We start from the raw sequence: 16,619 nt of genomic DNA, 5'->3' as shown, positions 1-16,619 counted from the left end.
AGCTGCCCTCAAACGTCCCTCGTGAACCTGCTGATGACGTCCATGAACGGCTTCGGCCTGAATTCGCCGTCGAGCGGCAGGGGACGGTTCGGCTGCTTGTCCGCGCGGGCGAAGGTGCCGTTGATCCAGCTGTAGCGATCCGAGAGGCCCCAGGTCAGGATCGAGCGCACCGGGCCGCTGGTCGAGATCGCGGTCAGGAGATCATCGACACGCTTGGCGACGATGGCGTCGCGCTCGGCCGGGTTGCCCGTCAGCTTCTGATCGTCCACGTCGAGCTCGGTGACGAGAACTTCCAGCCCCCACGAGCGCAGCTCGGTGACGAATTCGGCGAGCCCATGGGTGTCGATCTCGAGTTCGGCATGCAGATGCGACTGCAATCCCACGGCGTGCAGCGGGACACCTTGGTCGAGCAGCTCCATGATCAGGTTGCGGTAGGCAGCGCGCTTGGCGATGAAGGAGTCCTTGGCCGACTCGATGTCGTATTCGTTGATCGCGAGCTTGACGAAGGGATCGGCCGCGGCCGCCGTGCGGAAGGCGAGCGGGATCCAGTTGTTGCCGAGATGCTGCGTCCAGAACGTGTCGCGCCGGTCTTTCGGACTGCGGGGATTGTCCGGGATCGGCTCGTTGACGACGTCCCACGACGTCAGCTTCTCCTTGTAGTAGGAGACGACGGTGCCGATGTGGTCGAGATACGCACGCTCGACGCCTTTGGCGTCCTTGATCTGCTTGGTCCAGTCTGGAATGTCGTGATACCAGGCCAGCGCATGCCCGCGCATCGTCAGATCGTTCGCCCGCGCGAAATCCAGGATCGCGTCAGCGCGCTCGAAGGCAAACGTGTGCGCGTCCGGGCGCAGCATCGGCCATTTCAGCTCGAGCACCGGCACGACCTGCGTGCAATAGGTGCTGATGGCTTCGCCAAGCCGCGGATCGGCCTGCAGGTCCCAGAGCGTTGCCGCTGCACCAAATCCCGGACGGCGCTGGGCAAGTTTCGACGCCGGCAAGGCTGACGCGGATGCACCCGCCGCAAGCGTCGCGGCGCTGCCGAGAAGGAATTCGCGTCTGTCGAGCCTTGCCACGGCATTCCCTCGGGAACCAATGCGCCATCGTACCAAGCGGCGCCGTGCAATGCCGGGGTTTCGTCGTGTTGGGTTAACCTTTGCCGGATGTCAGGTGCGTCAACCCATGGGCCGCTGCATCGCTGTTCCAGCGCGTTCACGCGCTGGAAAGCGTCTTAAGGCGCCTGAATGATGGTCTCTTATCAGTGATCTGCGGCTCCGGTTCGAGGAAAGGGCAAATTTAACGCTAACGCGCGAAATCCGCCGTGCTGCTCCATTCGCGGCCCGATTTGCAGACTTATGTGACACTCTTCGGGGATGCTGCGGCGCAGTCCGATCGCCACCCCAAGGTCCAACTGATCAACGGCCGCAAAACTCGCATGACCGCTTCCGGTCCCGTGCCCGCATGCTGAACCGCCATTTCTCCATCTACCTGGTCGCCTATATCCTGCCTGCGGCGGTGGGCTTCTTCGCGGTCACCGCCTACACGCGGCTGCTGACGCCCGCAGAGTACGGCGTCTATGTCGTCGGCATCAGCCTTGCCGGCATTCTGGGTGCGATCTTCTTCGCCTGGATCAAGCTGTCGGTGTCCCGCTATCAGGCGATGTCGGCGGAGGTGGATTTTCGCGGCACGGCGATGGTCGCCTTTGGGCTCACGGCCGCGGTGCTCTGTGCCACGACCCCGCTGGTCTTCCTGTTCCGCAGCGACGTCAGCGTCGAGCTGCTGCTCGTCAGCATGTTCGTCGCGATCATGGCCAATGCGGTCGATGTCGGCCAGGAGTTCGAGCGCGCCAAATTGCGCCCTTACCGGTTCGCGGCGATCTCGATCGTGCGCAGCGTATCGAGCGTGGGCTTCGGCCTGCTCGGGATCTGGCTCGGCTGGGGCGGCATGGGCCTGCTCGCGGCGTTCGGGCTGGGCTCGCTGACCGGCATCATCCTCAATCTCGTCGGCGACCGCACCAGGATCGCGCCTTTCCAGCGCAGCCAGTTCATGCAGCTGGCGCGCTACGGCCTGCCGCTGACGCTGGCCGGTCTCTCGGTCGCGCTGTACTCGACCTGCGACCGCCTGATCGTCGCTTATCTCCTCGGCAAGGACGCCGCCGGCATCTTTGGCGTCGCCGCCGATCTGCCGCGCCAGTTCATGGTGATGATCGCCTCCAGCGTCGCCGCGGCGACCGTGCCGCTCGTGTTCCGATCGCTGTCGGAGAAGAACAATGAGACCACGCGCGAGCGGTTGAACGAAAGTCTCGAGCTGCTGCTCGTCGTCGTCGCGCCCGTCGCGATCTGGCTGGCGCTGGCGGCGGACCAGGTCGCAGGCACGCTGGTCGGCGTCGACTTCCGCGCCGGCGTGTCGGCGCTGCTGCCGACCCTGGTGCTCGCCCGCTTCTTCGGCATCGCCAATCAGTTCTACGTCCAGATCAGCTTTCAGCTCGCCGAGCGGCCGTTCATGCTGGCGGCGCAGTCCTTCCTCACGCTCGTGGTGAGCGTCGCGCTGATGTTCGCGCTGGTCGCAGGCTACGGTCTCAACGGCGCGGCGCTGGCGACGCTTGCGACCGAGGCGATCGGCTTCGTCGTCGCACTCGTCCTGATGCACCGTGCCCATCCCGTGCCGTTCGACGTCAATCGTCTCGCCGGCGTTGCCGCCTCCGCCGCAGCCATGGCGGCTGCGATCCTCGTCGCGCGGTCGCAGGTCAACGGCACCGGGCTCGTCGCGCTGGTCATCGTGAGCCTTGCGGGCGGTTTCGCTTACGCCGCCGCGGCGTGGCTTCTCAATGTCGCGAACGTGCGAACGCTGTCGCTGCGTGTTCTGCGAACCTTCAATCGGAAGGCGCTGGGCGTCTAGCCGCGGTGTCTGCCGAGGCAACCGGGCCGGGCTCCAGGCGGCGGGAACTTTGCTCGAGCGAGCAATATTGACCAGTAACTTCGGTCCCGGCGGCTCATGCTGGCTGTATCACCGCCCCTTATCGGCATCTATCGGTGACTGAGAGTGCTGTAACGCTCCCGCCTGATCTCGAGGGTGCATCGCATGCATTTGCAACATTCCCACTCATTCGGTTCGTCACTTGCATCAGACCGGCGGCCGCGCTGTCCCAGGTGCGGCGAACCCATGAGCTTGGTGAGGATCCCCGGCTCATCCGCCTTTGACATCGGAACGTTCGCGTGCGCCTGCCATCACATTCGTGCTGCCGCAGTCGAAACCGATCCGATGAGATCGGCCGCGGCCCTCTGGCTCGCCAGTCACGATTTGAGGCCACCGACCTGAGCGGGTGCCCCCGAATGGAGGACCTGGAAGACTTCATCCACCTCGAAAACCTCAAAATCCTCAGACGGCAGATCGATCTGGCCAAAGACGACGTCCGGCGGCAATGGCTCATGATACGTCTGGCCGAGGAGGAGGCGAAAGGCCGGGTTGCGACCCGATAGGCGGTCGCCGGCGTACCGCCAAAGGGCCGTCGATGGGAGATGTGTGGTGAGCGGATACATATTCAACAACAGGGGAATCCGCGCCGGGGTTCTGAACGGCACATCGATCTTCGACCTCACCGGCAAGAAAGTCTACGATCTCCGGGGGAACAATATCTATCGTCTCTCGGGCGAGTTGGTCGGCCATACGCTCGACGCGTCGGGTGCTGACAAGCGTCTGGACCGCGACAGCGAAGCGCTGCTCTCCGTCCTGCGAGCACCGGAGCCTGACGAGCCCGAGAACCGTCCCGCTCCGCAAAGGCAGCCATCTGACAGCTTTGCGGAAGCAATACGTCTGCGCCGGCAGGTCTCGGACACCCCGTCCGATCGTCCCAAGAAAGGATGATCCTGCATTCCGAGAGCTTCACGAACACTTCGCACAGGCCCGCAACGACACCCGATGCGGGCCCGGTCACGCCGAAAATCTATTGCAGCGGCGACCGCATCCCGGTCGCAGCATCGTAGACCAGGATTTGCAGCATTGGGAATCTGCCGAGCAACTCGGCGCCGGCTTCTCGGGCAGCAGTTTCGCTGTCGTAACGGGTCTTGAAGTGGCCATCGACCACAAGCGTGAAGCCATCGGCCGGTGCGACGTCAGCCCTTTGAATGATTCTCGGCGCGATCTCGTCGACGTGCGCGGTCGGCTTTTTCATGGGGTACCTTCATATCGTTGCAGGAGGCGGCTCGAGGCGTTCTTGCCCCCAACTGTCTCAGTCGTCCCTCACGATCTCAGGCTTGTCATACAAGACCGCGTTCAGGAGGGAACTGTGAACCTCGATCTTGCCGTTGTAGGTGATAAAGCCGAGCTTGCGAAATTTGTTCATGAAAAAGCTGACGCGTGAGCGGGTCGTCCCGATCATCTCTGCGAGCGTCTCCTGACTGACCTGCGCCGTGATGGGCTGCGTGGCGCCATCCTTGCCAAAATTCGCCAGGAGCAGGAGAAGACGCGCAAGCCGCTTCTCGCTCGAATTGAACAACTGGTCGATCAGGTCTTCTTCGATGCGGCTGTTTCGACTGAGCAGATACTCCATGAACAACTCGGAGAACTTTGGCTCGCCCTTGAGTATCGCAAGCATAGCCGATTTCGCGATCGACGTGACCAGGCATTGCTCCATCGCCACCGTTGTCGAAATCCGCAAGGGATGGCCGTTCAGGCAACCTTCGCCGAAGAATTGTCCGGGCTCCATGATTCCGACCACGGCTTCCTTGCCCTGCTCGGAGACGACGAGAACCTTGATCCTGCCCTTCTGGATGTAGAAAACCGTGTCCGCGGCGTCGCCCTGCGAGAACACGACCTGGTTCTTGTCGAATTTCAGTATGGCTTTGCCCTCGCCGACCTTGGCGAGAAAGAGTTTTGGATCGAACGAGCTTTTCGCCGCTTTTAGCATAACGTCGTCAAGAACCTGATGGAGGGGGCTTCAGTTTAGCAGGGCCGGGGCCGGGCGCGTTAGGCAAATCTTGCGTCCGCCTTCGGGCCCCCCGGTGATCCCGGCCAGGCAATTGTGGCGGCGGCCTCGGCCGGCTCGCCATACGGCTCGCCTGCGCTCTCAATGCCGTACGACCGTCTGATGCCGGTCCTTCATGAGTGCGGCATCCAGCTCCGTTTGGCTGACCGAGTAGAACTGGATCAGTAATTGGGGGGCAGACCTCGCGGGCGTCTGAAGCAGCGTCGCCACGCGCCGATAGGCGATCCTCGACAACCCTTCGATCTGCTCGTCGTCAGTGACGACGACATATTCACCGGCGGGCTGAGTGCCCTCCAGGCCCTGAAGGACGAAGGGATTGGCGAACGAAACGGTGGTCCGTGTTGTTCTGATAGTCAAGGTGAGATCTCCTGGACGAACTGCAGAGGCGTCAGCCGCGCCACTTGTCGACCCCTCTTCGTGCCGGTCGAGGGACGGCCATCAGAGAGCCTATCGGTTGGCTCGCTCTGCTGCAGAGCAAAATTGCTCAGCTTTGAAGGAATGGTCCGCAACTGATCCTGAGCCGCGCGCCGATCATACGATCGGCATCTGAGCAGTTTTGCACATCATCCGCCCTTGCCCGGGTCTAGTCTGACGGGTGACGGAACACTGCTTGGTCGTCCGTTGGTGAGGTGAAAATGAACATATCTGGTGAAAGCCTTCTCGTCATATTGGCTGTGGGCATCGCGGCCGGTTGGCTTGCGGGCCAGATCGTCATGGGTACGGGCTTGGGCCTGGTCGGCGATCTCGTCGTGGGAATAGCGGGCGCCTTCATCGCGAGCTGGTTATTTCCGCAGCTGGGAATCCATCTCGGTTCGGGGATCGTCTCGCAGATCATCGACGCCGCGGTCGGCGCGGTCTTGCTGCTCATGATCATCGGGCTCGTCCGCGGACGAAGCCGATGGGGCGGAAGCTGGGGCGGCGTTTGGCGCAAACGCTGGTAGGCGGGCATCGTGAGAGTCTGCCTGGAACGAACGTCGCCGGGACTACTTGGTGATGGCGACCGGATATGATGCCCACTCATCATACCCGATGAATGGCGGCCCCGGTTCGCACCCCCGTGCTGGGGCCGCTTCCTTGAGCGTTCCCCTTCAGCTGCTATTTGGCTGATCTCATCGGGTCGTCCATGGATATCTTGTGGACGTTCCCGCATTTGGCACATTCGAAGATTCGAAGATTGGGACCGTCGCAGCTTGCCCCGACGTGGATCAGCATCATGCGGCTCTGGCAGGCCGGGCAGAGTGGCCGGGGTATCGGAATCAGCGTCGGTTCTGGACGAGCATAGACCTCGGACATATGAAGCTCCTGCCCATATGGCGGGGTACGCTGTACCCGAAGCCGCCGCCGATGACAGCCGATTCGCCGGCTGCGTCATAGCCAGCATGCCGCGCTCGCGTGTCAGCTTCAGTTCAATATTGCTCACATTGCCGGAAAATCGCCGCCGGTCGGTGAACATCTCCGACCTGCGTCCCTTCCCATCTCAGTCGCGGTGTGTCATGGGGGGCAGGCCAATTCGGCGGGACGCCGGCTCCCGGCGTGAGCAATATTGCTCAGCAGGACATCCAGGCTCGGATCAATATGAGTGCGTGCGGGGCAGGACCTCAGAACTGCTGCCGGAGGCGTCCGTGGGCGATAACGATACTTCTTCGGCGGACATCGGGAACAGACCAGAAATGACTGAGAGAACGCCGGAGATCCGCGCGACGGCGCGGATGCTCGCCCGCTACCGCGAGCCCGACAGTGCGCGCGGTGTCCTCGAGCTGGCGATCACGGCGGTGCCGCTCGTCATCATCTGGGTTCTGATCTGGGCCGCTCTTGACCACGGCTATTGGTTTGCGCTGCTGCTCGAGGTGCCCGCGGCGGGTTTGCTGGTCCGTCTCTTCATGATCCAGCACGATTGCGGACATGGCTCGTTCTTCCGCGGCCGCGTTGCGAACGATTGGGTCGGCCGCGCCATCGGCGTGATGACACTGACGCCATACGATTACTGGCGACATAACCATGCACGCCACCATGCGAACTCCGGCAATCTCGATCACAGGGGCTCGGGCGACATCGATACGTTGACCGTGCGCGAGTTTCGCGACCAGCCCCTATGGGGTCGGATGCTGTACCGTTTGTATCGCCATCCTCTCGTGATGTTTGGCGTCGGTCCCTCGTATTTGTTCATCTTGAAGCATCGCTTGCCGGTCGGGCTGATGCGCGGTGGCTGGAAGCCCTGGCTGAGCACAATGGGCACGAACGTCGCGATCGCGGTTCTCGTCGGCGCGATGATCCGGCTGGTCGGCTATGGGCCGTTCCTGCTGGTTCACCTGCCGATCATCGTTCTGGCGGCGTCGATCGGTGTCTGGCTGTTCTATGTCCAGCACCAATTCGAGCACACCCACTGGTCCCACGACGACAACTGGAATTTTCACGACGCTGCGCTGTACGGCAGCTCGCACTACCAATTGCCGGGTGTCTTGCGATGGTTCACGGCGAATATCGGCGTCCACCACATCCATCATTTGTGCAGTCGAATTCCCTGCTATCGCCTGCCGGACGTGTTGCGGGACCATCCGCAGCTCGCCGGCGTCGGACGGATCACACTGCTCCAGAGCTTGCGGACCGTGCGGCTGACCTTGTGGGATGAGGAGCGCTTGCGGCTCGTCTCCTTTGGAGAGGCAGCCTTGACCTCAACCGCCTCGCCGACGCCGGCGGCCGCCTCGCGGCGAGGCCGCTGAGGGTCGTGAAGGTGCGCGCCCCGCAGTGGTGTTTACTGCCGAGGTTCGGCCGGAAGGTGCCGGGCGTTTAGCCACCATTCTCAACCAAAGCCTGCCGGTTCAAAGAATATAGGCCGGTTTGCGCCGCACCGTTGTGATCCGGGTCGTGATCGCCGCGGCGCTCCACCGCAACGGGGGGAAAACCGGCGGATCCGCCCCCTCCGAGGCGGACATTCTGCCGCAGCGATCGCCGCCAGCCTCGGACCAGCCTTGGCCGGGAGCCACCCTTCCGCCCGCGCGAGCCGTCGTATATGAGAGATTTGTCGTTGGAACGTGCCGAATATCGCCACAGACGGAACGTATGGCGGCTGCGATTTCTTAATCCAAAGATCGCAATCTGAGACCTAATCGACATGAGCGCGGACTGGCATTTCGACCGGGGCATGGCATGAAAAACCGACTGACGACGGCGCAATCCACCCTGGCGATGCGGCGTTGGGCCCCTCCCGGCAGGATCGCGCTTACGGCGTTGGCCGTGCTTGCCGTGGTGAACCCGGCGACCGCGGCCAAGCAGGCGCGCCAGCCGACCGAGGCGGTGGCGCCGCGCGAGGCCGGCGAGCCGATCATGGCGATCGTGTCGATCAAGAGCCAGCAGGTCACCTTCTACGACGCCGACGGCTGGATCCTGCGTGCGCCGGTGTCCACCGGCACCACCGGGCGCGAGACGCCGGCCGGCGTCTTCGCCATCGTCGAGAAGGACAAGGACCACCACTCGACCATGTATGACGATGCCTGGATGCCCAACATGCAGCGCATCACCTGGAACGGTATCGCGCTGCATGGCGGGCCGCTGCCGGGCTATGCCGCTTCGCATGGCTGCGTGCGGATGCCCTTCGGCTTTGCGGAGGGGCTGTTCGACAAGACCAACATCGGCATGCGCGTGATCATCTCGCCGAACGACGCGGCCCCGGTCGATTTCAACCATCCCTCGCTGTTCGTGCCGAAGCGCGAAGCCATTGCGGCGGTGCCGAGCCGGGCCGACAAGCTCTCCGCCGAAGCCGAGGAGGCGACCCGGGCCGCCGACGAGGCCAAGAAGGCCGCGGCAATCGCCGCGAAGGAGGCCGCCTCGCTCCCCGCCTCGCTGCGCAAGCTGGAACAGCAGAAGGCCCGCGCCGATGCCGAGCTTGCTTTTGCCGACAAGTCGCTCGCGGCGGCAAAGACCGATCAGGCCCGCGCCAAGGCCGAGGAGCTGAAGCAGAAGGCCGCCACCAAGGCTGCCGATGCGGCGAGCCAGCTCGACACCGCCAAGGCGGCCGCGCAACCGAAGCGCGACGCCGTCGCCGCCACGAAGGAGGCCGCGAAGGCGGCTGCGACCAAGAAGGCCGAGATCGTGAAGGCTGCGACCGACGCAAAGCTCGCGCTCGAGCCGGTCTCGGTCTACATCAGCCGCGCGACGCAGAAGCTCTATGTGCGCCGGAACACGCACAAGCCGGCGCCGGATGGCGGCGGCGAGGTGTTTGACACCAGCATCGAGGTCCCGGTCACGATCCGCAATCCCGACCAGCCGCTCGGCACGCATATCTTCACGGCGATGGCGAAGAACGACACCGGCCTGCGCTGGAGCGTTGTGACGATCGAAAGCGGCGACGACGCCAAGGACGCGCTCGACCGCATCACCATTCCGCAGGACGTTTGGGATCGCATCGCGCCGACCGCATTGCCGCGTTCGTCGATCATCATCTCGGACGAGCCACTGAGCAGCGAGACCAACTACCGCACCGAATTCGTCGCGGTGCTGAGCAACCATCCCCAGGGCGGCTTCATCACGCGCAAGCCGACCGCGCCTCCGATGGACATTGCGAGCGACGACAGCTGGGACAATGGCGGCAACGGCTTCGGCTTCTTCTTCCAGCGCGATCCGAACCCGCAACCGGTCAATCCGCGCCGGCAGCGCGGCGGCCAGTACCCGTACTATCAGCCGGCGCAGCCGATGCCGCGGAGCTTCTGGTAGGACGCGCAGCCGTCGGAGAGCGAGCTCTCCTTCGACTAAGGTCGCGCCGTGATCACCAGGGCCTGAATCCTGGCTTCGACGGGGCCGGGCCCATGGCGCATTCGGATTGCCTCGGCAACGGCGTCCGTCGCGGCCTCAAGCTTGCTCGCGTCCCTTGCCTCGATCTCGTTTCGCAGCGGCGTCCCCTGGCAGTATGCGAACGCCACATATTCGGGTGTCGGCGCGCGGCTCACGGCAGGAAGCGTTTCGATTGAGATGTGGCGGAAGCCCGCTTGCTCCAGATCGGCGTTGATGACGGCCTTGTCGTGATAGCCGTGCGGCGTCCGCGCCATGAAACGCGGCGGATCGTCGGGAAAGATCTTTCCGAGCACGGCCGTCGCCTCGTCGGCGAACACGTTCTCCTCGATGCGGTCCCAGACGTTGAACACGAACGTGCCTTCCGGCCGTAAGACCCGCTTCGCCTCGGCGTAACCCTTGATGCGATCCGGAAAGAACATGGCGCCGAACTGGCAGCAGACCACGTCAAACGCGGCGTCGTCGAACGGCAGCGCGGTGGCATCCGCCGGGCGCCAGGTAATGCGATTGTCGTCGGCCTGGCGCTGCGCCGCGATCGCGAGCATCGGCTCGTTGAGATCGGTCGCGACGTAACGGATGCCGGGAGGCAGCGCCGCCGTCACGGCCCGCGTCACGGCGCCGGTGCCCGCGGCGGTTTCCAGCAGCGTTGACGGGGAGAGCGCGGCGACACGCCTGGCGATGTCGGCGGCGTAGTGGGCGAAGATCAGCGGGACGAGATACTCGTCGTAGATTTTCGGAATCGAGCCGGCGAAGACCTTGTCGGTGGAGGACATGTTTGCCTCGCTGAAGGTTCGGACACGGGGCTCACGTTAGCATGGTTTCCCCACTGTCGCGCCAGCAACGAGACAAATCCCGCCGCTCCATTCCTGGCCGTGCGCTTCGAGCAACATCGCAAGGCCGACGACCGATCCTACGATCTCCCGCCGACAACCTCCCGGATCGGCCGCGTGCCGTCCCAGTTCATCGCCGCCTGCCGGACCTTCTCGAAGAACGGCCCCTTGGTGCCGCTGGTGTCGGAGATCTCGATCACTGTTCCCGGATGCGCCTGGGTGTCGAAATAGGCAAAGCGTCCCTTGTCGCCGCCGATCTGGCCCTCGTGGCCGATCCTGTAGCCGAGCGCGAGCGCCTTGTCGTAGAGCGCCTGATAGTCGTGGCTCCAATACGACATGTGCTGGAGTCCTTCGTGGCCGGCGTCGAGGAATTCCTTGTACAGCGAGGGCGCATCGTTGCGCTGCTGGATCAGCTCGATCTGGAGGTCGCCGGAATTGGCCAGCGCAATGCTCATCTCGACGGCGGAGTCCTGGCCGCGATGGCGGAACCAGTCGGTCCTGACGCGATCCATGTAGTACCAGGGACCGACGCCCATCACCTCGATCCAGTGCTTCATCGCGGCGTGGATGTCCCGCACCACATATCCGTTCTGGCGCACCGCGCCGAAGATGCGGCTCATGCCCGCGCTCCTCTTCTTGGCCGATTCACTTGACCTCGATGCCCGCGTCCTTGGCAACCTGCTTCCAGGCCGCGATGTCGCGGGCGTTGATGTCGCGCTGCTCCTCGCCGGGGACGAATTGCGGCGTGATGCCGAGCGCAAGCAGCTTCTCCTTCACCTCGGCATCGCCGAGCGCGTCCTTCAGGGCCGCCGAGAGCTTCTTGGCGACCGGCTCGGCAAGGCCCGCCGGCGCATACATCGCCCAGGACAGGCTGCGGTCGAACGCCACGCCCTGTTCCTTGTAGCTCGCGACGTCGGGCAGGCTCGGCGAGCGCTCGCCGCAGGCGGCCAGCGCCTTGATCGAGCCGTCCTTCACCAGCGGCGTCGCGGTCGCCATGTCGAGTGTCGCAAGCGAGATGTGGCCGCCGAGCAGGTCGCCGGCGAGTTTCGCGATGCCGTTGAAGGGCACGTGATCCATCTTGATGCCGCGCTGCTGCATCAAGATCTCCGCGCAGAATTGCCCGGTCGAGCCGACGCCCCAGCTGCCATACTGGATCGGCTCGCCCTTCTTGGCGAGCGCAATCAGGCCCTTGATGTCATTGGCGGAAAAGTCCTTGGTCGCCACCAGCATGATCGAGGAGGTGCCGACGCGGCCGATCGTCGTGAAATCCTTGATCGGATCGTAAGCCAGCTTTGGATAGATCGCGGGCGCCAGCACATGCGTGGTCATGCCGCCGACGGTGATGGTGTAGCCGTCGTTCGGCGACGCCGCGACCATTTGCGTGCCGAGCGTACCGGCCGCACCCGTGTGGTTCTCGATATAGATGCTCTGCCCGAGCGTCTTGCCCATCCTGTCCGCGAGCAACCGGCCGACCACATCGCCGCCGCCGCCAGCCGCGTAAGGAAGCAGCATCCTGATCTTGTGGGTGGGGTAGGCGGCGGGATCCTCGGCCCGGACGGGCAACGCCGCCGACAGCAATGCGAGAAACGAAAGCGTGACGGTGCGCAGCATGATGGCTTCCCCTAATCCTCGAAACGAAATCTGTAAGTGTCGCCATGCCGGATCACGCGTCCGGCGGTCGGCGCGGGAAAATGGCCGGTGAGCAGATAGCTCGGCGTATCCGCGAGCTCTTCCAGCAGCGCCATCCGCGTCGCGACCGCCGCGGCCGGATCGACATCGGCGGCATTGGACAGCCACGGTGCGGCGCACTGGATCGGGTGATGGATGACGTCGCCCGACATGACGGCGTGATCGTGGCCGCCGTTGAGGTGGATCTGCATGTTGCCGGCGGTGTGGCCCGGCGCCGGCGCGAAGCGCAAGGCCGCGTCGCGATCCTCGAACAGGCGATGGTCTGTCTCGACGAATTCGGCGAGGCCGGCCGCGACCACCGGCAGCACGGAGTCTTCGAATGAGCCGTGGTTCACCGGGCTCTTCGGCGCCGCATTGTGCGCGGCCTCGAAATGCCGGTACTCCTCGCGTCCCATCAAATAGCGCGCGTTGGGGAAGGTCGGCACCCAGCGGCCGTCGAGGAGCCGCGTGTTCCAGCCGACGTGATCGACATGCAGATGCGTGCACATCACGAAGTCGACCTCTTCAGGCGCAACGCCAAGCGCCCGCATGTTTTCGAGATAAGGCTGGTTGAGGTCGTTCCAGACCGGGACCCGCGGCCGTTTCTTGTGATTGCCGCAGCAGGTATCGACGATGGCGGTCCAGCGCGGCGCGCGCACGAGATAGGAGTGATGGCTGAGGATGAAACGGCCGGTCGCCGGCTCGATATAGCGGTGATCGAGCCAGCTCCGGTTCTCCGCGATGACGGCGTCGGTGACGTTGGCGAACAGCCAGCTCTTGTCGAAGGCAAGCGAAGCGATCTCGCTGACGAGATCGACCCGCATGCCGCCGACCGTGACCTGCCGCATCGCTCAGTTCTTCAGGAGTTCGCCGAACGGCACCCAGCGCGTGCCGTCGAAGCGGATCAGCTGGAGGCTCGTCATCGGCGTATAGCGCTCCGGCGAGTTGTTCACCGTGGTGCCGTTAATCAGCATCGGCAGCTTGACGTCCTTGAGCGTCGTCGCCTGCTTCATCACATTGGCGCGGGTGAGGTCGTTGCCGGATGCCTTCAGCACGGTGACCAGCGTCTGCGCGATGGTATAGCCATAGACGTTGAGCCAATCGCTCTTGTTGGCTTCAGGCAGGTACTTGTCCATAAAGGCGAGCCACTCCTTGTAGCCGGCATCGTCCTTCAGCGCGGGGTCGGTCGCATCCTTCAGGTACTGGCTGGAGATGATTCCGGTGGAATTGTCCCTGCCGGCCGGCTCCAGCACGCCGCTGATCGAGGCCGAGACGTTGGAGATGATGGTCACGGGCTTCCACCCGATCTCGCCGATCTTGCGGATCGCCTGCGCCGCAAACTTCGGTGTCGCCGCAACCAGCACCACATCGGCGCCAGCAGTCTTCAGTTGCAGGATCTGCGTGTCCACGGTCGGCGCCGTGGTCTCGTAAGCGGCGCGCGCCACGATCGCCTCACCACCGCCGAGCCCTTCCTCCAGCGCCTTCAGATAGTCCTTGCCGAGATCGTCGTTCTGGTAGAGCACGCCGATCTTCGCATTGGCATGGCTTGCCTTGATGTACTTGGCATAGGCGATCGCCTCGTCGCGATAGGTCGGCTGCCAGCCCACGGTCCACGGAAAGTTCTTCGGGTCATCCCACTTCGCGGCGCCCGAGCCCAGGAAGAGCTGCGGTACCTTGCGGTCGTTGAGGTATTTGTGCACGGCGCTGTTGGTCGGTGTGCCGACGCCGCCGAAGATCAAGAGCACTTCCTCGCTCTCGACCAGCCGCCGCGTCTGCTCCACCGTCTTCGGCGGGCTGTAGGCGTCATCGGCGATGATCATCTGGATGCGCCGCCCGTTGACGCCGCCGTCATCGTTCACCTTGCGGAAATAGGCCTCGGCGGATTTCGCGATCTGCGCGAAAGCCGAGACCGGGCCGCTCAGCGGCGCGGTGGTGCCGATCTTGATGGTCTTGTCGTCGGCGCCGGGATCGTATTTTGCGCTTTGCGCCTGGGCGATGCTTGCCGCGAGCATGGGCAACAGGATGCAGGCCGCGGCCAGGCGAAGGCGGGCAAAGCGCGCCATGAGGTCGTCTCCCCAGATTTGCTCTCCGCCTCTCAAGGGAGCGGAGTTGAAACGCGAGAACAGGGCCCGCAACCGGATTTGCGGGCCGCGACCGTAGCCGCCAGACTGGCAAACGAACGATCGTTCGTACGGTTGACTAGCGAACGATCGTTCGTTAGTCAAGTCGCATGGCTGTCCACACCTCCAGCGCGGCGGCAGCGGCTGCGCCCACCACCCGCGAGCGCATCCTCTCTGAAGCGCTCAACCTGTTCGCGCAGAGCGGCTATGGCGGCGCCTCGATGCGCGAGCTCGCGCGCCGTGTCGGCATTCGCGAGAGCAGCCTCTACAATCATTTCGCCGGCAAGGCCGCGATCCTGGAAGCGATCGTTGCCGAACACGGCCCTGCCAGCTCGGCGAGCCGGCTGGAGGAGCCGCGCTACAAGCAGCTTGCGCGCCAGCCCGCCGCGTTCTGCCGGCAGTTTGCCTTGGACCTCGTCGAGCAATGGTCCGATCCGCGCGAGCATCAGTTCCAGAAGGTGATCACCGCCGAGCGAAATCGCGTCCCCGGCATCCGTGCCAAGTTCGCCGACCATTTTTACACGCGCGAGCAGAGCCTGATGACGGATTACTTCCGCGGCTTTGCGCTCGCGGGCCTCGTCTCGACGCCGGATCCGCGCGAGACCGCGCGGCTGTTCGCGGCGGGCCTCATCTATATCCGCCTCGAACATTACGTGATGGGCGCGACGCCGTCGTCGCGGCCGAACGTGATCGAGGCGATCGACCGCTACCTCGCCTTCTTCCTGTCGCTGATCGCGGCAGGCAATGACGACAACAAGAAACGAAAACCCAAGGGAGAAACGCGTGGCAAGGCTGCCCCTGATTGATCCGGAGACGACGAGCGGCGACATCCGCGCCTCGTTCGACCGCATGCCGGTCAAGCTCAACATCTTTCGCATGATGGCTCATGCCGAGGCCAACATGATCCCGGCGATGCGGCTCGGCAATTCGATCCTGCACAAGCAGAAGCTCAGCGCCGTCAACCGCGAGCTCTTGATCCTCCAGGCCGCCCAGCTCGAAGGCGGCGCCTATGAGTGGCGCCAGCATGTTCCGATCGCGCTCGGTGTCGGCTGTACGCAAGCGCAGATCGATGCGGTCGAGCGCAGTGACTACGATGCAGCCGGCTTAAGCGAGGCTGAGCGCGCGCTGCTCAAATTCGGCCGCGAGGTCGTCGAGAACGTCCGCGTTCCCGAGGCGACCTTTGCCGCCATGCGCCGCCACTTCAGCGACCAGGAGGTCGTGGAATCCATCGTTGCGCTCGGTTTCTACATGATGATGGCGCGCGTCACCGAGGCAACGGAAACCGATCTCGATCCCGCGGCGGGCATGAAGGTCTATGACGGCGGTAAGAAGCAGGGCGGCTGAGATGACGGAAACCGAGACCAAGCCGGAGCGTTACGTCCGTCCGCCGAGCGCGGAATCGCTGGGCGAAGCGCCGGGCAGGGGGCGCCTGAGCGGCCGCCGCATCCTGATCGTCGGCGGCGGCCAGCGCGTGTTCGATGCCTTAACCGATCCGATCGGAAACGGCCGCGCCATGAGCATCCTTTGCGCGCGCGAGGGTGCGAAGGTCGCGGTCGCCGATCTCAACCGCACCTCGGCCGAACAGACGGTGAAGCGCATCACCGCCGCAGGCGGCGAGGCATTCGCCATCGCGGCGGACGTCACGTCCGAGCCCGACGTCGTCCGCATGATCGACGAAGCGCACCGCGCGATGGGTGGGCTCGACGGCATGGTGCTCAACATCGGCACCTTCGGCAAGGTCGGTCTCGATGCCGTCAGCCCCGAGGAGTGGAACAGGATCTACGACGTCAACGTCCGCGGTCCGATGCTGTGCTGCCGCGCCGCCATGCCGAGATTCGACGATGGCGGCGCCATCGTCTTCATTTCCTCGATCGCCGCGCTGAAAGCCGGCTCGCAGATGGCGGTGTACGATTCCTCCAAGGCCGCGCTCGGCGGCCTCATGCGCAACATCGCCCATCTCGGCGCGCGCCGCGGCATCCGCGCCAACCTCGTCTATCCCGGCCTCGTCGACACTCCCAACGGCCGCGAAGCCGGCGCCGGCCGCCCCTCGCGCGGCAAGGGCCATGTCCCCTTCGGCCGCCAGGCGACCGCGTGGGAGATCGCCTATGCGGTGCTGTTCTTCCTGTCGGACGAAAGCGTCTATGTCACCGCGCAGACGCTCGCGGTGGATAGCGGGTTGAGCGGGATGTGATCGGAGCGGTCACTGCGTGGCGAGGCTACGACCGCGACGAG

At 64.2% G+C, this 16,619-nt stretch carries 18 protein-coding genes; 9 read left to right on the top strand and 9 right to left on the bottom strand.

Features of this window, described 5'->3' with window-relative positions:
- Positions 1 to 8 precede the first annotated feature (8 nt).
- Positions 9 to 1,076, bottom strand: a complete 1,068-nt coding sequence (locus tag AB5K84_RS36305) for an endo-1,4-beta-xylanase (protein WP_011085029.1) — start codon at positions 1,074 to 1,076, stop codon at positions 9 to 11.
- Between the two features lie 385 nt (positions 1,077 to 1,461).
- Between AB5K84_RS36305 and AB5K84_RS36300 the strand changes: the two genes are divergently transcribed.
- From AB5K84_RS36300 to AB5K84_RS36290, 3 genes are all read left to right on the top strand, one after another.
- Positions 1,462 to 2,898, top strand: a complete 1,437-nt coding sequence (locus AB5K84_RS36300) for a lipopolysaccharide biosynthesis protein (protein WP_011085030.1) — start codon at positions 1,462 to 1,464, stop codon at positions 2,896 to 2,898.
- A gap of 434 nt (positions 2,899 to 3,332) precedes the next feature.
- Positions 3,333 to 3,479: a hypothetical protein gene (locus AB5K84_RS36295; RefSeq protein ID WP_156149857.1), complete on the top strand. Its 147-nt coding sequence runs from the start codon at positions 3,333 to 3,335 to the stop codon at positions 3,477 to 3,479.
- Positions 3,480 to 3,525: 46 nt separating this feature from the next.
- The gene (locus AB5K84_RS36290) at positions 3,526 to 3,864 is read left to right on the top strand and encodes a hypothetical protein (RefSeq protein WP_049832558.1); all 339 of its coding nucleotides are present in this window, start codon (positions 3,526 to 3,528) and stop codon (positions 3,862 to 3,864) included.
- A gap of 79 nt (positions 3,865 to 3,943) precedes the next feature.
- Here AB5K84_RS36290 and AB5K84_RS36285 read toward each other — a convergent pair whose 3' ends face one another.
- The 3 genes from AB5K84_RS36285 to AB5K84_RS36275 form a co-directional block, all read right to left on the bottom strand.
- Positions 3,944 to 4,171 (bottom strand): hypothetical protein, encoded by a 228-nt coding sequence (locus tag AB5K84_RS36285; RefSeq protein WP_028175197.1) that lies wholly within the window; start codon positions 4,169 to 4,171, stop codon positions 3,944 to 3,946.
- Positions 4,172 to 4,228: 57 nt separating this feature from the next.
- Positions 4,229 to 4,906 carry a Crp/Fnr family transcriptional regulator gene (locus tag AB5K84_RS36280; protein ID WP_011085032.1) on the bottom strand — a complete coding sequence of 226 codons (678 nt, stop codon included), beginning with the start codon at positions 4,904 to 4,906 and terminating at the stop codon, positions 4,229 to 4,231.
- A 159-nt stretch (positions 4,907 to 5,065) separates the two neighbouring features.
- Positions 5,066 to 5,341, bottom strand: a complete 276-nt coding sequence (locus tag AB5K84_RS36275) for a hypothetical protein (protein ID WP_011085033.1) — start codon at positions 5,339 to 5,341, stop codon at positions 5,066 to 5,068.
- Between the two features lie 278 nt (positions 5,342 to 5,619).
- On the opposite strand from AB5K84_RS36275, the gene AB5K84_RS36270 reads away from it, so the two are divergent.
- From AB5K84_RS36270 to AB5K84_RS36260, 3 genes are all read left to right on the top strand, one after another.
- Entirely contained in the window at positions 5,620 to 5,925 is a 306-nt protein-coding gene (locus tag AB5K84_RS36270; protein WP_038966522.1) for a GlsB/YeaQ/YmgE family stress response membrane protein, read from the top strand.
- 729 nt (positions 5,926 to 6,654) lie between these two features.
- A complete protein-coding gene (locus AB5K84_RS36265; protein WP_063921406.1) occupies positions 6,655 to 7,704 on the top strand; it encodes a fatty acid desaturase in 1,050 nt (349 codons plus the stop codon).
- 427 nt (positions 7,705 to 8,131) lie between these two features.
- On the top strand, positions 8,132 to 9,694 hold the full coding sequence (locus AB5K84_RS36260) for a L,D-transpeptidase (RefSeq protein WP_011085036.1): 1,563 nt from the start codon (positions 8,132 to 8,134) through the stop codon (positions 9,692 to 9,694).
- A gap of 35 nt (positions 9,695 to 9,729) precedes the next feature.
- On the opposite strand, the gene AB5K84_RS36255 is transcribed toward AB5K84_RS36260, so the two are convergent.
- The 5 genes from AB5K84_RS36255 to AB5K84_RS36235 form a co-directional block, all read right to left on the bottom strand.
- Positions 9,730 to 10,542 (bottom strand): class I SAM-dependent methyltransferase, encoded by an 813-nt coding sequence (locus AB5K84_RS36255; protein WP_011085037.1) that lies wholly within the window; start codon positions 10,540 to 10,542, stop codon positions 9,730 to 9,732.
- Positions 10,543 to 10,679: 137 nt separating this feature from the next.
- Positions 10,680 to 11,219, bottom strand: a complete 540-nt coding sequence (locus AB5K84_RS36250; RefSeq protein WP_011085038.1) for a VOC family protein — start codon at positions 11,217 to 11,219, stop codon at positions 10,680 to 10,682.
- A 25-nt stretch (positions 11,220 to 11,244) separates the two neighbouring features.
- Entirely contained in the window at positions 11,245 to 12,213 is a 969-nt protein-coding gene (locus AB5K84_RS36245; RefSeq protein ID WP_028175203.1) for a Bug family tripartite tricarboxylate transporter substrate binding protein, read from the bottom strand.
- A gap of 8 nt (positions 12,214 to 12,221) precedes the next feature.
- Complete coding sequence (locus AB5K84_RS36240; protein ID WP_011085040.1) at positions 12,222 to 13,115, bottom strand: MBL fold metallo-hydrolase; 894 nt, start codon at positions 13,113 to 13,115, stop codon at positions 12,222 to 12,224.
- 3 nt (positions 13,116 to 13,118) lie between these two features.
- A complete protein-coding gene (locus AB5K84_RS36235) occupies positions 13,119 to 14,330 on the bottom strand; it encodes an ABC transporter substrate-binding protein (protein WP_011085041.1) in 1,212 nt (403 codons plus the stop codon).
- Between the two features lie 167 nt (positions 14,331 to 14,497).
- On the opposite strand from AB5K84_RS36235, the gene AB5K84_RS36230 reads away from it, so the two are divergent.
- Genes AB5K84_RS36230 through AB5K84_RS36220 form a run of 3 tightly spaced genes read left to right on the top strand, consistent with a single transcriptional unit; the run spans position 14,498 to position 16,578 of the window.
- Entirely contained in the window at positions 14,498 to 15,193 is a 696-nt protein-coding gene (locus AB5K84_RS36230; RefSeq protein ID WP_011085042.1) for a TetR/AcrR family transcriptional regulator, read from the top strand.
- Positions 15,171 to 15,731, top strand: a complete 561-nt coding sequence (locus AB5K84_RS36225) for a carboxymuconolactone decarboxylase family protein (protein ID WP_038966526.1) — start codon at positions 15,171 to 15,173, stop codon at positions 15,729 to 15,731. Before AB5K84_RS36230 ends, AB5K84_RS36225 begins: the two co-directional genes overlap by 23 nt.
- 1 nt (position 15,732) lies before the next feature.
- On the top strand, positions 15,733 to 16,578 hold the full coding sequence (locus AB5K84_RS36220) for an SDR family NAD(P)-dependent oxidoreductase (protein ID WP_038966527.1): 846 nt from the start codon (positions 15,733 to 15,735) through the stop codon (positions 16,576 to 16,578).
- Positions 16,579 to 16,619: the final 41 nt, after the last annotated feature.

This window comes from Bradyrhizobium sp. 1200_D9_N1_1, from assembly GCF_052075915.1.
Taxonomy (GTDB): Bacteria; Pseudomonadota; Alphaproteobacteria; order Rhizobiales; family Xanthobacteraceae; genus Bradyrhizobium; species Bradyrhizobium diazoefficiens.
This window is presented reverse-complemented; position numbering and strand designations above follow the sequence as displayed.

Coding starts and splice junctions, on each gene's coding strand:
- AB5K84_RS36300 (WP_011085030.1), top strand. CDS start 1,462: ATGCTGAACCGCCATTTCTCCATCTACCTGGTCGCCTATATCCTGCCT.
- AB5K84_RS36295 (WP_156149857.1), top strand. CDS start 3,333: ATGGAGGACCTGGAAGACTTCATCCACCTCGAAAACCTCAAAATCCTC.
- AB5K84_RS36285 (WP_028175197.1), bottom strand. CDS start 4,171: ATGAAAAAGCCGACCGCGCACGTCGACGAGATCGCGCCGAGAATCATT.
- AB5K84_RS36280 (WP_011085032.1), bottom strand. CDS start 4,906: ATGCTAAAAGCGGCGAAAAGCTCGTTCGATCCAAAACTCTTTCTCGCC.
- AB5K84_RS36270 (WP_038966522.1), top strand. CDS start 5,620: ATGAACATATCTGGTGAAAGCCTTCTCGTCATATTGGCTGTGGGCATC.
- AB5K84_RS36265 (WP_063921406.1), top strand. CDS start 6,655: ATGACTGAGAGAACGCCGGAGATCCGCGCGACGGCGCGGATGCTCGCC.
- AB5K84_RS36260 (WP_011085036.1), top strand. CDS start 8,132: ATGAAAAACCGACTGACGACGGCGCAATCCACCCTGGCGATGCGGCGT.
- AB5K84_RS36255 (WP_011085037.1), bottom strand. CDS start 10,542: ATGTCCTCCACCGACAAGGTCTTCGCCGGCTCGATTCCGAAAATCTAC.
- AB5K84_RS36250 (WP_011085038.1), bottom strand. CDS start 11,219: ATGAGCCGCATCTTCGGCGCGGTGCGCCAGAACGGATATGTGGTGCGG.
- AB5K84_RS36240 (WP_011085040.1), bottom strand. CDS start 13,115: ATGCGGCAGGTCACGGTCGGCGGCATGCGGGTCGATCTCGTCAGCGAG.
- AB5K84_RS36235 (WP_011085041.1), bottom strand. CDS start 14,330: ATGGCGCGCTTTGCCCGCCTTCGCCTGGCCGCGGCCTGCATCCTGTTG.
- AB5K84_RS36230 (WP_011085042.1), top strand. CDS start 14,498: ATGGCTGTCCACACCTCCAGCGCGGCGGCAGCGGCTGCGCCCACCACC.
- AB5K84_RS36220 (WP_038966527.1), top strand. CDS start 15,733: ATGACGGAAACCGAGACCAAGCCGGAGCGTTACGTCCGTCCGCCGAGC.